Origin of the sequence: Thermopolyspora flexuosa, from assembly GCF_006716785.1 — a bacterium.
In the GTDB taxonomy this organism is placed as follows: Bacteria; Actinomycetota; Actinomycetes; order Streptosporangiales; family Streptosporangiaceae; genus Thermopolyspora; species Thermopolyspora flexuosa.
Window position 1 is genome coordinate 1313050 of record NZ_VFPQ01000001.1, and the last position, 14609, is coordinate 1327658.

General features: G+C 73.4%; 15 protein-coding genes and 1 tRNA gene. 8 read left to right on the plus strand and 8 right to left on the minus strand.

The annotated features are described in order from the left end of the window. Positions 1–56: 56 nt before the first annotated feature. The 5 genes from FHX40_RS05780 (at position 57) to FHX40_RS05800 (ending at position 3488) form a co-directional block, all read left to right on the plus strand. Positions 57–773, plus strand: a complete 717-nt coding sequence (locus FHX40_RS05780) for a methyltransferase domain-containing protein (protein WP_142258650.1) — start codon at positions 57–59, stop codon at positions 771–773. A 77-nt stretch (positions 774–850) separates the two neighbouring features. Continuing rightward, positions 851–1213, plus strand: coding sequence for a hypothetical protein (locus FHX40_RS05785; RefSeq protein ID WP_142258651.1), 363 nt, complete (start codon positions 851–853; stop codon positions 1211–1213). 2 nt (positions 1214–1215) lie between these two features. After that, positions 1216–1671, plus strand: a complete 456-nt coding sequence (locus FHX40_RS05790) for a hypothetical protein (RefSeq protein ID WP_229788729.1) — start codon at positions 1216–1218, stop codon at positions 1669–1671. Positions 1672–1813: 142 nt separating this feature from the next. Then, positions 1814–2722, plus strand: a complete 909-nt coding sequence (locus tag FHX40_RS05795; RefSeq protein WP_142258652.1) for an ABC transporter ATP-binding protein — start codon at positions 1814–1816, stop codon at positions 2720–2722. Then, the gene (locus FHX40_RS05800; RefSeq protein ID WP_142258653.1) at positions 2712–3488 is read left to right on the plus strand and encodes an ABC transporter permease; all 777 of its coding nucleotides are present in this window, start codon (positions 2712–2714) and stop codon (positions 3486–3488) included. Before FHX40_RS05795 ends, FHX40_RS05800 begins: the two co-directional genes overlap by 11 nt. 446 nt (positions 3489–3934) lie before the next feature. On the opposite strand, the gene FHX40_RS05805 is transcribed toward FHX40_RS05800, so the two are convergent. From FHX40_RS05805 to FHX40_RS05820, 4 genes are all read right to left on the minus strand, one after another. Then, on the minus strand, positions 3935–4474 hold the full coding sequence (locus tag FHX40_RS05805; RefSeq protein WP_142258654.1) for a GNAT family N-acetyltransferase: 540 nt from the start codon (positions 4472–4474) through the stop codon (positions 3935–3937). Between the two features lie 13 nt (positions 4475–4487). Next, on the minus strand, positions 4488–5483 hold the full coding sequence (locus FHX40_RS05810) for a zinc-dependent alcohol dehydrogenase (protein ID WP_142258655.1): 996 nt from the start codon (positions 5481–5483) through the stop codon (positions 4488–4490). A gap of 149 nt (positions 5484–5632) precedes the next feature. Next, complete coding sequence (locus FHX40_RS05815) at positions 5633–6205, minus strand: carboxymuconolactone decarboxylase family protein (protein WP_142258656.1); 573 nt, start codon at positions 6203–6205, stop codon at positions 5633–5635. A gap of 109 nt (positions 6206–6314) precedes the next feature. Beyond that, a complete protein-coding gene (locus FHX40_RS05820) occupies positions 6315–7175 on the minus strand; it encodes an SMP-30/gluconolactonase/LRE family protein (RefSeq protein ID WP_142258657.1) in 861 nt (286 codons plus the stop codon). A 275-nt stretch (positions 7176–7450) separates the two neighbouring features. Here FHX40_RS05820 and arfA point away from each other — a divergent pair, with 275 nt between their 5' ends. Next, a complete protein-coding gene (arfA, locus tag FHX40_RS05825) occupies positions 7451–8932 on the plus strand; it encodes an arabinosylfuranosidase ArfA (protein ID WP_142258658.1) in 1482 nt (493 codons plus the stop codon). A 9-nt stretch (positions 8933–8941) separates the two neighbouring features. On the opposite strand, the gene FHX40_RS05830 is transcribed toward arfA, so the two are convergent. Both FHX40_RS05830 and sigJ read right to left on the minus strand, forming a co-directional pair. Next, entirely contained in the window at positions 8942–10117 is a 1176-nt protein-coding gene (locus FHX40_RS05830; RefSeq protein WP_142258659.1) for a phytoene desaturase family protein, read from the minus strand. Beyond that, a complete protein-coding gene (sigJ, locus tag FHX40_RS05835) occupies positions 10114–11058 on the minus strand; it encodes an RNA polymerase sigma factor SigJ (protein WP_142258660.1) in 945 nt (314 codons plus the stop codon). Before sigJ ends, FHX40_RS05830 begins: the two co-directional genes overlap by 4 nt. Positions 11059–11162: 104 nt before the next feature. Here sigJ and FHX40_RS05840 point away from each other — a divergent pair. Next, positions 11163–11235: transfer RNA gene (locus tag FHX40_RS05840), tRNA-Ala, on the plus strand. Between the two features lie 520 nt (positions 11236–11755). Continuing rightward, the gene (locus FHX40_RS05845; RefSeq protein ID WP_142258661.1) at positions 11756–12199 is read left to right on the plus strand and encodes a hypothetical protein; all 444 of its coding nucleotides are present in this window, start codon (positions 11756–11758) and stop codon (positions 12197–12199) included. A 165-nt stretch (positions 12200–12364) separates the two neighbouring features. Here FHX40_RS05845 and FHX40_RS05850 read toward each other — a convergent pair whose 3' ends face one another. Beyond that, positions 12365–13663: a helix-turn-helix domain-containing protein gene (locus FHX40_RS05850; RefSeq protein ID WP_142258662.1), complete on the minus strand. Its 1299-nt coding sequence runs from the start codon at positions 13661–13663 to the stop codon at positions 12365–12367. A gap of 306 nt (positions 13664–13969) precedes the next feature. After that, on the minus strand, positions 13970–14608 hold the full coding sequence (locus FHX40_RS05855; protein ID WP_142258663.1) for a response regulator: 639 nt from the start codon (positions 14606–14608) through the stop codon (positions 13970–13972). Position 14609 lies beyond the last annotated feature (1 nt).

Here is a 14609-nt window from a genome sequence, read left to right on the forward strand (position 1 = left end):
CCGGCGCACCGGTACGACATGGCATGCGGCGGCGGCCGCCCGGGTACACGCGGCATATGCCGAGCCGACCGCCGTCCGCCGACCGCCTCGCCCTGCGCGACCGGTTCCTCACCGAGGCCGCCCGGGACCTGCTCGCGCACGACCGCCGCCTCGCCGGGCTGGCGGTCGAGGTGACCTTCGACGGCGGGGTTGCGCACGTGCGCGGCGAGGTCGCCGACGAGCGGCCGCTCATGCTGCTGCGCGAGCTGATCGGGCGGCTCGACGGGGTCTACGCGGTGTGGGACTGGGTGCGCGTCGCGGGCCGGGAGCCGGTCGTGCTCGACCTCGGCTGCGGCGAGGTGAAGCAGGATCCCGCGCACATCGGCGTTGACGTGCGGCCGACCAAGGCGGTGGACGTGGTCGCCGACGTGTCGGCCGGGCTGCCGTTCCGCACCGGGTCGGCCGACCGGGTGTTCGCCGTGCACGTGCTCGAGCACCTGCCCGACTACCTGCCGCTGCTCGCCGAGATCCGGCGGGTGCTGCGGCCGGGCGGCCTGCTGCACGTGCTCGCCCCGTGGTGGCGGCACGTCAACGCGGTCGCCGACCCGACCCACGTGCGGCTCATCGACGTGCAGACGATCAAGAACATCTGCCGCATGGCCTCGTTCCGCGCACTGCACGCCGGGTGCGACGGCGCGACCGTCTTCGCCGACCTGCAGCCGGTCGGCGACCGGCACGGCCCCGCGTGGGACGCCGAATGGGAGGCCGTGCACCTCAGCCGGTTCTTCGACTGATCCGGGCCCGGGACGGGACCGGGCCGCCGAGCGGATACGCTACATCGCGTGTGGTACGCCCTCGACCGGATAGCGCCATGATCGGCTCGCTGGCGACCGGAATCATCATCGCCTCGCTGGTGGTCGCGCTCATCGCGCTGATCACCACGATCCGCAACCGGCCCGTCGGCCTGGTGCAGCTCGTGGGCCTCGGACTGCTCGAGGTGGCCCTGCTCGTGCAGGCGGTCATCGCGATCGCCAAGCTGATCTCCGGCGTGGAGATCGGCCAGACCGTGGTGTTCCTCGGCTACCTCGCCAGCACGGTCGTGATCCCGATCTTCGGCGCGTACTGGGGCATGATCGAGCGCACCCGCTGGGGCAGCGGCGTCGTCGCGGTCGCCTGCCTCGCGCTCCCGGCGCTCGTCGGGCGGCTCCTCCAGCTGTGGCAGGTGGTGGGGTGAGCATGGACGGGACGCCGAAGCCCTCGGGCGCGAAGGCCCCCGAGCGCAACCCCGCGCCCACGAAGGGCCCCGAGGCGACCGGCGTGGGCACCGGCCCCGGCCGGGTGCTCGTGGCCGTGTACGCGTTCTTCTCCCTGGCCGCCGGGGCACGGGCCGGGGTGCAGCTCGCCACCCGGTTCGCCGAGGCGCCGGTCGCCTACTCGCTGTCCGCGTTCGCCGCGCTCGTCTACGTCATCCTCACCGTGGCGCTGATCCGCGGGGCCCGCCGTACCGCGCTCGTGGCGTGCCTGATCGAGCTCACCGGCGTGCTCGTGGTGGGCACGCTCAGCCTGTTCGTGCCGGAGGCGTTCCCGCGGGCCACCGTCTGGTCCGCCTACGGCGGCGGGTACCTGTTCATCCCGCTCGTGTTGCCGGTCCTCGGCCTCTACTGGCTGTTCCGCAACCGCTCGGCCGGGTGACGCGCGCCGCCCGATCGCCGGTACGGCCGTGCCGTACCGGCGGCCGGACGCCCGTGATCTTTCCGTGATCCCGGGACGGCGGGCGCACGCCCGGGGCAGACTGGCGGGCGAAGTCCGGCAAACGAGCGGAAAGAGCGATTGCATGGCGCATGTCGCCTACAACGTCTCCGGCCTGTCCAAAACCTTTCCGAAGCAGCGGCGGCCCGCCAACGACGACCTCACCTTCGAGATCCACGAGGGCGAGATTTTCGGGTTGCTCGGCGACAACGGCGCCGGGAAGACCACCCTCGTCCGGCAGCTGGTCAACCTGCTGCGGCCGGACCGGGGGACGATCGAGCTGTTCGGCAGGGACGTGGCCAAGGACCCCGGCTTCGTCACGATGACCGTGGGCTACATGCCGCAGCGCGGCTCCGCGCTCAACCGGCTCACCGTCGCCGAGGCGCTCTACCTCACCGCGCACCTGCGCGGCCTGAGCCGCAGGCAGGCCGCGGCCGAGCGCGACCACCTGCTCGAGCTGCTGCGGCTCACCGGTATCCGCAACCGGTCGAGCGACCGGCTCTCCGGCGGACAGCGCAGGCTCGTCCAGCTCGCGGTCGCGCTGGCGGGACGGCCGCCGGTGCTCATCCTCGACGAGCCCACCAACGAGCTCGACCCGGCCAACCGGCGGTACGTCTGGGACGTGCTGCGCGACTGGAACGAGCGGCACCGCACCACGATCGTGCTCATCACCCACGACGCGATCGAGGCCGAGAGGGTGATCGAGCGGGTCGGCATCATGCGCGAGGGCCGGTTCGTCGCGCTCGGCCGGCCGTCCGACCTGAAGCGGGCGATCTCCCCGCGGCGGCACGTGGCGCTGTCGTTCCTCCCGGGCAAGGAGCCCGCGCTGCCGGACGGCATCGTCCCGTGGCGGCGCACCGAGGACACCTGGTGGCTCACCGTCGACCACGGCCGGGTGCCGGAGCTGCTCGCCGCGCTCGACTTCACCACCGTCACCGACATCCGGCTGCACTCGGCCACCCTCGAGGACCTCTACCTGCACTATGTCTCCTGACGCACCGATCGCGGGCCGGCGTCCCCCGACCCGGCGCGCCCAGTTCGTCGACCTGCTGCTCATCCAGCTGTCGAACCACCGCTGGTCGTGGCGCGGGATGATCGTCACCGGCATGGCGGTGCCGCTGGTGAACATGCTCGCGCTCGGCCTCGTCGGCAGGCCGTACGGGCAGGAGTACCTCGTCCACGTGCTGGCGGGCTCCATCGTGGTGGCGCTGCTGTTCCAGAACCAGAACAACGTCGCGGCGAACTTCGCGTATATGCGGGCGATGGGCACCCTCGACTTCTTCGCCACCCTGCCCGTCCACCGCTACCTGCTCGTCCTCGCCACGGTGATCGCGTTCTTCCTGCTGTCGGTGCCCTCGATCGTGGTGACCCTGCTCGCCGGGGCGCTCGTGCTCGGCGTGCCGGTGCAGGTGCACCCGCTGGCGCTGCCGGTGCTCCCGCTGTGCGCCGTCCCGCTCGCCGGGATCGGCGCGTTCGTCGGCGTGTCCGCCCGCACCCCCGAGATGGCCGGCTCGGTCACCCTGCTCATCACGATCGCGCTGCTGCTCATCGGCCCGGTGGTGGTGCCGCCCGCGCTGCTGCCGGACTGGGTGGTCCACACCGGGTACGCGAGCCCGGCGACCTACGCCTCCTCCGCGGTCCGCCAGGTGCTGTTCGGGCCGGTGACCGGGCGGCTGTGGCTCGACGTCGGCGCGCTGGCGGCCCTGTCGTGCCTCACGCTGTGGTTCGCGGGCCGACGTGTGCAATGGCGGGAGCGCTGATCACCAAGACATGGCATGCTGGTCGTCGGCGAATACGCGGCCGACGGCCGGGATGCCGTCCTGTTTCGCCACCCCGGTCACAGGAGCCCGTGTTCGTTCTGTTATTCTCATGACAGTCATCCCATGATTCCATCATGGGACTGCAAGACGTACCGGCCTGATCGCCGTGGAGTCACGGCGAGGGGCACCGACGTCGTACGGCACCGCCTTCCGGGCCGCCATTCCGTAGTCTTGCCGCCGACGTGACCGGACCGTGTCGGCGCAATGAGCCGGAGCGGTGAGGGGGACGTGCCGACGCCGACCGGGCCATACGCACAGGCCGGATGGGCACGACTCGGGGGAAGGCGAGCGGACCGCCGTGGAAACGCTCGCCAATGGTACGGCGCAAGCCGTACCGCCCCGGGGCCGGACGCGCCACCGGGCCGGTGGGCGGAGACGGCCGGGGGTCACTTCTCGCGGCGGACGAGGTCGCCCACCTCGCGCCGGTACCGTGTCTCGGTGAGCGGGAAGCCGCGGCTGTCGTCCACCTTCACCGTGCCGTCGCAGCGCCATCCGGTGGCCTCGTAGAAGCGCCGCGCCCGCACGTTGCCGTCGAGGACCCACAGGGCCGCCCGCGGGTAGCCGGCCGCGGCGAGCCGGGCCAGCGCGGCGGCCATGAGGCGCCGTCCGATGCCCCGGCGCCAGACGCCGGGGTCGAGGTAGAAGGCCGCGATCTCGCCGTACACCGCGGGATCGAGGTCCTCGTCGCGAGCCGGGAGGATCGACGCGAAGCCGACGATCCGGTCGTCGAGCTCGGCGACGAGCGTGCCCGCGCGCGGCCGGCGGTCGTCGGCGAGCAGCGCCGACCAGCGGTCCCGGCGCTCGGCCGGGTCGAGCCCGTCGAGGTGGTGCTGCGGGACCAGCCCGCGGTAGGCCGCCCGCCACGACCGCACGTGCACCTCGGCGATCCCCGCCGCGTCGGGCACGGTGGCCTCCCTGATGCGCATGCCGCGGCCGCCGCTAGGGCCGCAGCAGGATCTTGCCGGTGGCGGGGTCGGCGAGTAGCCGCATCGCCTCGCCGTACTCCTCGAGCGGCAGCTCGTGGGTGACGAGCGCGCGCAGGTCGAGCAGGCCCGCGTTGTAGGCGCGCACCGCGTGCGCCCAGGCGGCGGAGTTCGCCCCGGCGACCGCGTGGACGGTGAGCTGGCGGGCGACGAGGTCGCCCGGCGCGAGCGGCGTGCCGGGGCCGGCGGGGTGGCCGGCGAGCACGAGGGTGCCGCCGCGGCGGGTGAGCAGCATGGCCTCGTGCGCGCCGGCCGAGCCGCCCGCGGCCTCGATCACGACGTCGAACTCCTCGCCCGCGGCGCCGGGCGCCACGAGCGCGGCCGCCCCGGCGGCCACGGCCGGCTCGGCGCGGGACTCGCGCGGGTCGACGGCGACCAGCCGGGCGGGGGAGCAGGCGGCGAGCAGCCGGATGGCGAGCACGCCGACCGTGCCCGCGCCGACCACGGCCACCCGGTCGCCGGGCCGTACCCCGGCGCGCAGCACGGCAGCGGCGGCGTGCGCCGCCGGGTGGAGCAGCGCGGCCGCGGCGAGGTCCGCCTCCGGGGCGATGCGGTGGAGCAGCCGCGCGGGGACGACCAGCCGGTCGGCGAACGCGCCGGGCTCGGTGAACCCGAACTCGCCGCCGGCGCCGGTGCACAGGTTGGTGTCGCCCTCCCGGCAGCGGTCGCACACCTGGCAGTTGCGCAGCACCTCCCCCGTCACGGCCACGCCGACGAGCCCGCGGTCGACCCCGGGGCCCGTGTGCAGCACGGTGCCGGACCACTCGTGGCCGGGCACAAGCGGGTAGGCGCGCGGATCCACCCCGGCGCCGCCCTCGAACAGGTCGCGGTCGGTGCGGCAGACGCCCGCCGCCTCGACCCGCACCAGGACCTCACCCGGCCCCGGATCCCGCAGATCCGTCGTGACGATCCGCCACGAACCCGGCTTCTCCAGCAACAGCGATCGGCTCACCGCGACGCACCTCTGCCCGTAGCCCTACCTGTGGCCCCGCCGGCCCGCCGCCGGCCTGGGCCGTCGCACCGGAGATTACCGAGGATCCCCGCCGGTCAGGGTGCACATATCCGGACGATCAGGATTTGTCGCCCAGAATTCGGTCGCGGTCAGGGTTCCTTGCGCTCGCCGGCGAAGACCCGCAGCTGGAGGGCGAGCGTGGCGTAGTAGCCGACGAGGGTGGTGAGCTCGAACAGGCCGCGTTCGCCGAGGGCCGCGACGGCCTCGCCGTACTCGGCGTCGGTGAGCGTGCCCGCGCCGGCGAGGGCGGCGGTGGTGCGGACCGCGGTGCGCTCGGCGGGGTCGGCGAGCTCGGGGACGCGGCCCTCGCGCAGGGCGGCGAGCTCGGCCTCGGTGAGGCCGCAGGCGCGGCCGACCGCCTCGTGCGCCTCCCGCTCGAACCGGCTGCCCCAGTGCGCGGCGACCACGAGGATCGCCATCTCGCGGATCCGGTCGGACAGCACCGAGCGGTACCGCACGGCCGCGCCCAGCTCCTGCAGCGCGCCGCCGAGCGGCGGGCTGAGCAGCATCGCGTTGAACGGCCCGCGCAGCCGCCCCTGCTCATCGGTGAGGGCGAACGCCTGCGGGCCGGTGCCGCGCGGCCCGCCGGTGATCGCCCGGTACAGCCTCGCCTGCTCCTCGTCGAGCTCCTCCGGCCTCAGGCCGGGCAGTCGCTGGGTCATGCGCCTCCTCCGGTGCTCGGGCATGGGGCGGCCGGTCCCGTGGCCTTGCGCGCGGGCGCCGCCTTCCGGGTACAGCGTGCCCGCCGTACGGCCGGGCGGCACCCGCCGGTCAGCCCGCGAACCGGGCGGTGGGCAGGCCCGCCCCGGCGCCGGGCACGACGAACAGCGCGCCCGCGAGCGGCTGGGTGGCGAGCACCTCCTCGCCGAGGCCCTCGGAGGCGGTGGTGACGTACAGGTCGGTCAGGTCCGGGCCGCCGAACGCGCACGCGGTGACGTGCGAGACGGGCAGCTCGACCACCCGGTCGAGCTCGCCCTCGGGGGTGTAGCGGTGCACCGCCCCGCCGTCCCACAGCGCCACCCAGACGCAGCCGTCCGCGTCCACGGTGAGCCCGTCCGGCTGGCCCCGGGTCACCGCGGTGAGGGTACGGCGGGCCGTGACCAGGCCGGTCTCGCCGTCCACGTCGAAGACGTCGACGCGGCGCAGCGGGGTGTCGATGTAGTACATGCGCGAGCCGTCCGGGCTCCACCCGATGCCGTTGCTGATCGTGACGCTGTCGAGCACGGTGACGAACGAGCCGTCCGGCTCGACCCGGTTGAGCCGTCCCCCGCCCGGGCGGATGTCGTAGGCCATGGTGCCCGCCCACAGCCGCCCGGCGGCGTCCACCGCGGCGTCGTTGCCCCGCACGCCCTCGACCGGCCACTCGACCAGCCAGCGGAAGCCGCCGTCCGGGTCGAGCAGGCCGACGCCGTCGCGCAGGTTGAGCACGAGGCCGCCGCCCTCGCGCGGCTTGGCCGCGCCCACGTGCTGCGGCGTCTCGACGACCGTGTCGGCCCCGGTGGCGGGGGAGTAGGTGTGCACGCGGCGGGCGAGGATGTCCACCCACAGCAACGTGCCGGTGCGGTCGTCCCAGGTCGGGCCCTCGCCCAGGATGGCGCGGGCGGGCAGTGCGACTTCGGCCGCCAGGGGCATGGTGGTGTCCTTCGGTCGTCCTGCGGTCGGGAAGGCCCCGGCGGGTCGTGCACGGCCGGTGCGGGCGTCCCCGTGCCGCACGCCACGGGCCGCAACGATGGTAGACGAGACGATCTCCGATTACCGGGCGAAGAGTAAAGAGGCGGAGTAGCGCGACCGATCGGTCGTTGTGGGTGAAGGGTGGATGAAACGCTCCCGCCTGCCCGGAGATGCCGGGTCTGCTCTAGGCTCCCCCGGATGGACCAGGTACGTGCGTACCGTGACGGGAGGTCGGATTGACGCACGCAACCCTCACCCTCGACCCCGCCTTCACGATCGGGACCGTCGATCCGCGGCTGTTCGGGTCCTTCGTGGAGCACCTCGGCCGGTGCGTGTACACCGGCGTGTACGAGCCGGGACACCCCACCGCCGACGAGCACGGACTCCGCCGTGACGTGCTGGAACTCGTGCGCGAGCTCGGCGTGACCGTGGTGCGCTACCCCGGCGGCAACTTCGTCTCCGGCTACCGCTGGGAGGACGGGGTCGGGCCCGAGCGCCCGGTCCGGCTCGACCCGGCGTGGAAGTCGATCGAGCCGAACGCGTTCGGCCTGGGGGAGTTCATGATCTGGACCCGGCGGGCCGGGGTGCAGCCCATGCTCGCCGTCAACCTCGGCACCCGCGGCGTGCAGGAGGCCTGCGACCTGCTCGAGTACGCCAACCACCCGGGCGGCACCGCGCTGTCCGAGCTGCGCGCGTCGCACGGCGCGCGCGAGCCGTACGGGATCCGGATCTGGTGCCTCGGCAACGAGATGGACGGGCCCTGGCAGACCGGGCACAAGACCGCGCACGAGTACGGCCGGCTCGCCGCGGAGACCGCCCGCGCCATGCGCATGATCGACCCCGACCTGGAGCTCGTGGCCTGCGGCAGCTCGGGCGCGGGCATGCCGACCTTCGGCGCGTGGGAGGCCACCGTGCTCGAGGAGGCGTACGACCAGGTCGACTACATCTCCCTGCACGCCTACTACGAGCCGCTCAACGGCGACCTTGAAACTTTCCTCGCCTCCGGGGCGATGATGGAGGCCTACATCGAGGACGCGATCGCCACCTGCGACCACGTGCGGGCCAAGCTCAAGCGGGACAAGCGCATCCACCTGTCGTTCGACGAGTGGAACGTCTGGTACATGTCCCGCCACCAGGCCGACCCGCCCACCGAGTGGCGGCACGCCCCGCGCCTGCTCGAGGACCACTACAACGTGCTCGACGCGGTCGTCGTGGGGAGCCTGCTCATCGCCCTGCTCCGGCACGCCGACCGGGTGAAGATGGCCTGCCTCGCCCAGCTCGTCAACGTCATCGCCCCGATCGTCACCGAGCCGGGCGGACGCGCCTGGCGGCAGACCATCTTCCACCCGTTCGCCCAGGCCAGCCGGTACGGCCGCGGCACCGTGCTGCGGGTCGAGCCGAACGCGCCGTACGCGGGGGACGTGCCCGCCCTGCACGCCACCGCGGTGCTCGCTGAGGACGGCACGCTCACCCTGTTCGCGGTCAACCGCTCGCTCACCGACGCGCTCGAGCTGCACGCCACGGTCCGGGCGTTCGGCGAGCCGCGCATCCTCGAGCACTCGGTGCTCTCCGACCCCGACCTCGAGGCGCGCAACACCGCCGACGACCCGGACCGGGTACGGCCGCGCCCCGTCGGCACGTCCGCGATCGGCGACGGCACGCTGCACGCGATGCTGCCGCCCGCGTCGTGGAACGTGATCCGGCTCGCCACCCGGTGAGCGGTCCGGTCAGGCCGCCGCGCGGCCTACCCGTGACCCCGGCGCGCGCACCGCGGCGAGCGCGAGCTCCGCGGCCCGCAGCGCGCTGTTCACCGACACCTCGCTGAGCAGGCCGGGTGCGGCCACCGCGTCGCCGGCGAGCCAGACCCCGTCGCCCCGCTCGATCGCCGGACGGTCCCGCCAGGTGAACCCCGGCAGGTCCAGGGCGCCGGTACGGCCCCGCGCCACCGCGTCCCGCCGCCGGCTCAGCCGCTCGCGCCAGCCCGGGACGGCCAGATCGGCCAGGCGCTCCACCCGGGCGAGCGCGTCCGCACGGGACTCGCCGTCCCGCATCGGCATCATCAGCTGGACCAACGTCTCCCCGTCCGGGGCGAGCGACCGGTCGAGCAGGCCGTACTGCTCGGCGAAGCCGCCCTCGTCCAGGTCGGACAGCAGGAACAGGTCGCCCGCGCCGCGCCGTACGCCGAGGTCGAGCAGCACGGCCCGGCCGCTCTCCCACTGCAGGCGCTCGTCGCCGAGCAGCGTGCGCGCCGCGTCGAGCGAGGTGGCCACGATCGCGGGCGTGCCCGGCAGCTCGTGCACCCGCGCCCCGGTCTCGATCCGCACGCCGAGCCGCCGCGCGCAGGCGGCCATCCGGCCGATCACCGCGCCCCAGCCGCCCCTGACGTACCGGACCGCCGGGTACTTGGGCGCGGTCACCCGCAGCAGCCGCTCCCACACGAACGCCGCCGACAACCGGCCCGGATCGGCCTCGTAGGTGATCACGCCGACCAGCCCGGCCGCCGCCTTCGCGGCCTGCTCGCCGAACCGCTCCGCCGCCCAGGAGCCGAAGTCGCGGTCGACCGGCGCCCGCAGCCGCCGGTGCGCGACCATGCGCAGCAGCGGGCCCGGCGGGAGCCCGCACCTGCCCTGCCAGCGGAACCGCGCCCGCCGCAGCGCCCGCCAGCCGGGCCGCGCGTACGGCCGGACCAGCCCGCGGGCCGCCAGCCAGCGCCACGGCGCGCCGTCCGAGTAGAAGGCGTGCGGGCCGTCGTTCGCCACGTACGGCCCCGCGGTCGACCGGGCCCGGCCGCCGAGCGCCTCGTGCGCCTCGTACAGGGTCACCTGCGCGCCTCCCTCGGCGCAGGCGATGGCGGCGGTCAGCCCGGCGAGCCCGCCGCCGATGACGGTGATGTGCGGTCTCATGTCCTTGCGGACGCATCCCGCCCGTCCCGGCGTGACATCGCCAGCGGGGCGAGCTTGTCCGGGTTGGCGATCAGGTAGACGGTGGTGACCAGGCCGTCCGCCACCACCGGCGAGATCAGCACGACGGGCACCCCGGCGGCCCGCCCGACGATCGCCGGGCCGCCGTTCACCTCGTCGATCTCCACCGCGATCGCGGCCGACTCGGGCAGGCCGAGCAGGGCGAGCTGCCGGCGCGCCCGCTCCGGCTTGGCGATCGCCAGCAGGAACCGGGCCACCTTCACCGCGCCGCGGATCACCCGCAGCGGCGCCGGGGCCTTGCCGCCGCCGTCGCCCACCAGCGCCGCGTCCGGGGCGAGCAGCGCGACCAGCCCGTCCAGGTCCCCGCCCGCCGCCGCCGCGAGGAACCGCTCGGTCACCCGCCGCCGCTCCGCCCGGTCCACCGCGAACCGCGGCCGGCGCGCCTGCACGTGCTCCCGCGCCCGGCGGGCGAGCTGCCGTACCGCGGGCTCACTCCGCCCGATCGCCGCCGCGATCTCCGCGTACGGCAGGCCGAACGCCTCCCGCAGCACGAAGGCCGCCCGCTCCAGCGGCGACAACGTCTCCAGCACCACCAGCAGCGCCAGCTCCACCGAATCGGCCAGCTCGGCCTGCGCGGCCCCGTCCGGCCCGGTCCGCAGCGGCTCGGGCAGCCACGGCCCCACGTACTCCTCCCGTCGCGCCCGCACCCGCCGCAGCCGGTCGATCGCGAGCCGGGACGTCACCCTGATCAGAAAGGCCCGGGCGTCCTCGACCTTCGCGGCGTCGACCCCCGGCCACCGCAGCCACGCCTCCTGCACCACGTCCTCGGCGTCGGCGACGCTCCCCAGGATCCGGTAGGCCACCCCCACCAGCACCGCCCGATGCTCCTGGAAGACCGCGTCCCTCTCCTCCTCGTTCGCCATACCGAGAACGACGCTCCCCACCCGCCCCGACGTGACATCCCGGCCCGCCCCGATTATCCGTTCCCGACCACCCCCGCAGATCCGATACACTGGCTCCGTCCAACGGGGCTATAGCGCAGTTGGTAGCGCGCCTCCATGGCATGGAGGAGGTCTGGGGTTCGAATCCCCATAGCTCCACTCTCTCGGCCCACCGGATCATCCGGTGGGCTTTCGCGTTTCCCGCCGCGGCCGTGCCGTCCGCCGACGGAAGGAGTTCCGCCGGGCGGTGGAAATGCGGGGAACATCCACCAACGATCCCTCAGGGCTCGTCTGGGAGGACCTCACAGCCGAAAAGATCGCGGCCATCCCCATGGTGGCCGCGCAGGCGGCTGCGCGGGCGACCCAAGCCGACGGAGGCTCCTGATCTGTCATCGATCCGTGGTGCGTGGGGTATCGGGTATCCGGGCATACCGTTGGCGGTCGCACATCGCTGGTCACGGCGCTGTCGGCGAGACGCTTCGATCGCTCGATCATCCTGCTCGTAAGGCCGCGGACCCATCCGGCCACGGGGAAACGGCCGCCGCTGTGTCAGGGGGCGAGTATCAGCGAGGGCCGCTCGCCGGTCACCGCCTCAGCCGCGTTGTCCGGACGCGAGGCGGTGGAAGGCCCAGGAAGGCCCGCATTCCGTGGCGGGGCGGTCGCGGGTGAGGAGGTGATCGTGGGTACGTACGCGGGTGGTCCGGGCGCGGAGGCGGACGACCGATACGGGAAGTACGGGGCCGTGTTTCTCGGGCGGCTCAGGGCGGCGGGTTTCCTCGTCGAGGAGTGCGCCGAGGCGGGGAGGTACGTCGTGACGGCGTCGCCGGGTGGGCCGTTGCCGCTGCGGCCCCGGCTGCACCTGCCCGCATCCCTGCTCGACGAGTACGTCGCGCGGCTGGCGGATGAGGAGGGGAGCCTCGAGGGGGCGCTGGGGCTCATGCTCGTCCACGTCGAGGAGGATCTCGAGAGCGTGAGCGTGGACGGGCGCAACCACACGGTCGCGCTGGGCGTGGAGCGCGCGGCGGACGGGCGGGCCGCGTGGTTCGTGCAGGCCGAGCCGGTCGACGTGCCGTCCTGGCTGGCAGAGGGAGAGTACGAGTGGCGGGCCTACCCGGAGGGGTGATCGGCACGGTCGGGCGCGGAGGCCGCCGTCACCGTGCTCGTGGGCTGCGGTGACCGGTGCGACGAGATACCGAAGCGTGGTGCCGGGCGAGTTCGGCGCGATCGGCATGATGAGGGTCGGCACCACGCCCCGGATGCGCGGCGGTTCTCGATGGGGAGCCTGCGCTCACGTGCGTGCGGAGACGAGAAGGTCCCGGAACTCCGTGACGGCGGGCTCGGCACGCCGCTGCGCCGGAACGGCCGCGAGGACCTGGTTCGCCAGGTGGTCGATCATCGTGGTCCGCTGCTCGGGCGGGTGGTTCTCGTAGCCCCTCCGAGCGTGCCGTACGCCCTCGGTGACGTCGCCCGCGCGGACGTGGCCGATGCCCTGGATGAGCGCCAGTTGGGTGGGCGACCGAAGGTCGTTCGCCGGAAGGGCGGCCGTCGCGCGCCGGGCGTTCTCGTCGGCCGCTTCGGCCCTGCCCGCGTAGGCATGGACCCAAGCCGTGGTGTAGAGCAGTCGGTCCTCACCCCAGCCGAAGAGGGACTCGCGATTCTTGATGACCGAGTCGGGCAGTTTATCGGCCACTGCGCGTAGGTCACGGATCGCGGCGATCGCCTCGTCTGTACGGCCTTCACGCACGAGGGCCTGTGCACGCGCGGAGTGGAGGCTCGTGAGGCCGGCGCAGGGGACGGCCGGGTACCGCTCACGAACCTCGTCGGCCTTGGCGAGCACCATCCGCGTCGGCCGCTCCGCGTAGAGCGCACGGATGAGCCCTTCCCCGGCGACGGTGAGGCTGAGCTTCGGGTCGCCCGACCGGTCGGCCGCCGACTGCGCGGTGGCCCACCAGCGGCGCGCCTCCGCCTGATGACCGAGGTTGGACAGCGTTTTCGCAGTGAGCAGGGACAGCATCGACATCACGCCGCACCATTCGGGGAACTTGCGGTCGCCGGTGCCGATGCGCGCCATGGTCTGCTGCACCGTGTACACGTCGGCCGAGAGTTCCGAGATCAGCCGTTCCGGAGGCAGCGTCAGATAGCGGGAGCCGTACTCGGCGATCGCCTCGTTCCACTCGTCGAGGTGGGTGCCCTCGTCCCTGCCGAGCGCGCGATCGACACCGTCCCTGATGCTCTGGATCGCATCGAGTGGCGGGGCGAGGGCGGGAACTCCGAGCGTGGCGAGCGCCTGCAGCAGTCTGCGTCGTTCCATGTCGTCGCCCTCCCCATGATTTCTCTCCGGGCTCTCTTGGGAGAATAGGCACTTTACGTCGATTTCAAACGCTGTCGAATAGGCGCGAGCCCAGTCACGCGGGAAATGTCTCCCTTTTTCCCAATCGCGAATCTGGCGGACGAGACTGTCCAGCGACCCGTGTGTGTAGCCCGCGGCCAGGAGTAGCCTCCGGGCCATCTCCTTCCTGCTCCACTCCCGGTTCTCCCGCTCGGCCTGAAGCCTCACCGCCCACGCCGGCCGCTGCTTTTCGATCATCCTTTGCCCCATTTCGTCCGAGCAGGCGGGAGCGGGAGATCGATTTTTCCCCCAGTTCTCCGCGCCTATCCACTGCCGCACGCAACCCCAGGGCTTTACGTTCCGTGACCGGATGTTACCGGCCGCTTTCCCTGTGGACATCCGGAATTCGAGAAATGGGGTCTCCCATGCCGCAAAGCAGGCGGACGAGTTCATACGTCGGCCCGAATGATCCGCGTACTTCCGCGTTCGGCGCCGACATTCCCGGCCGACGGCGGGATCCGGCCGGTCGGAACCGTACGGTCGGCCGTCGCGGTCCGGGCGTGGTCAGGCCAGGCCGGCGTCGCGGACCTTCATGGCGACCTGGACGCGGTTGTCGGTGCCGAGCTTGGCGAAGATGCGGGAGATGTTCGCCTTGACGGTCGCGACACTCATGTGGAGGCGTTCGGCGATCTCGGCGTTGGAGCTGCCGCGGGCCACCTCGATGGCGACCTCGAGCTCGCGTTCGGTGAGCCGGGACAGCTCCTCGCGGGCCTCGGGGCGGCGGGCGCCGGTGGCGGCGGCGATCACCTGGTAGGTGACGCTGGGGGAGAGCGCGGGCTCGCCGCGGGCCACGGCGCGGACCGCCTCGATCATCTTCGGTGGCGGGGTGTCCTTGAGCAGGAAGCCGGAGGCGCCGAGGCGCAGCGCCCGCAGCACGAGGTCGTCGGCGTCGAACGTGGTGAGCACGAGCACGCGAGGCGGGTTCGGCTCGGCGAGCAGCTGCTCGGTGGTGACCAGGCCGTCCTGGACCGGCATGCGGATGTCCATCAGCACCACGTCCGGCCGTACCGTGCGGACCACCTCCACGGCCTGGCGGCCGTCCCCCGCCTCGCCGGCCAGCTCCAGATCGGGCGCGCCGCCGAGGATGAGCCGCAGCCCGGTGCGCACCATCGGGTCGTCGTCCACGATCACAATGCGGGTCACA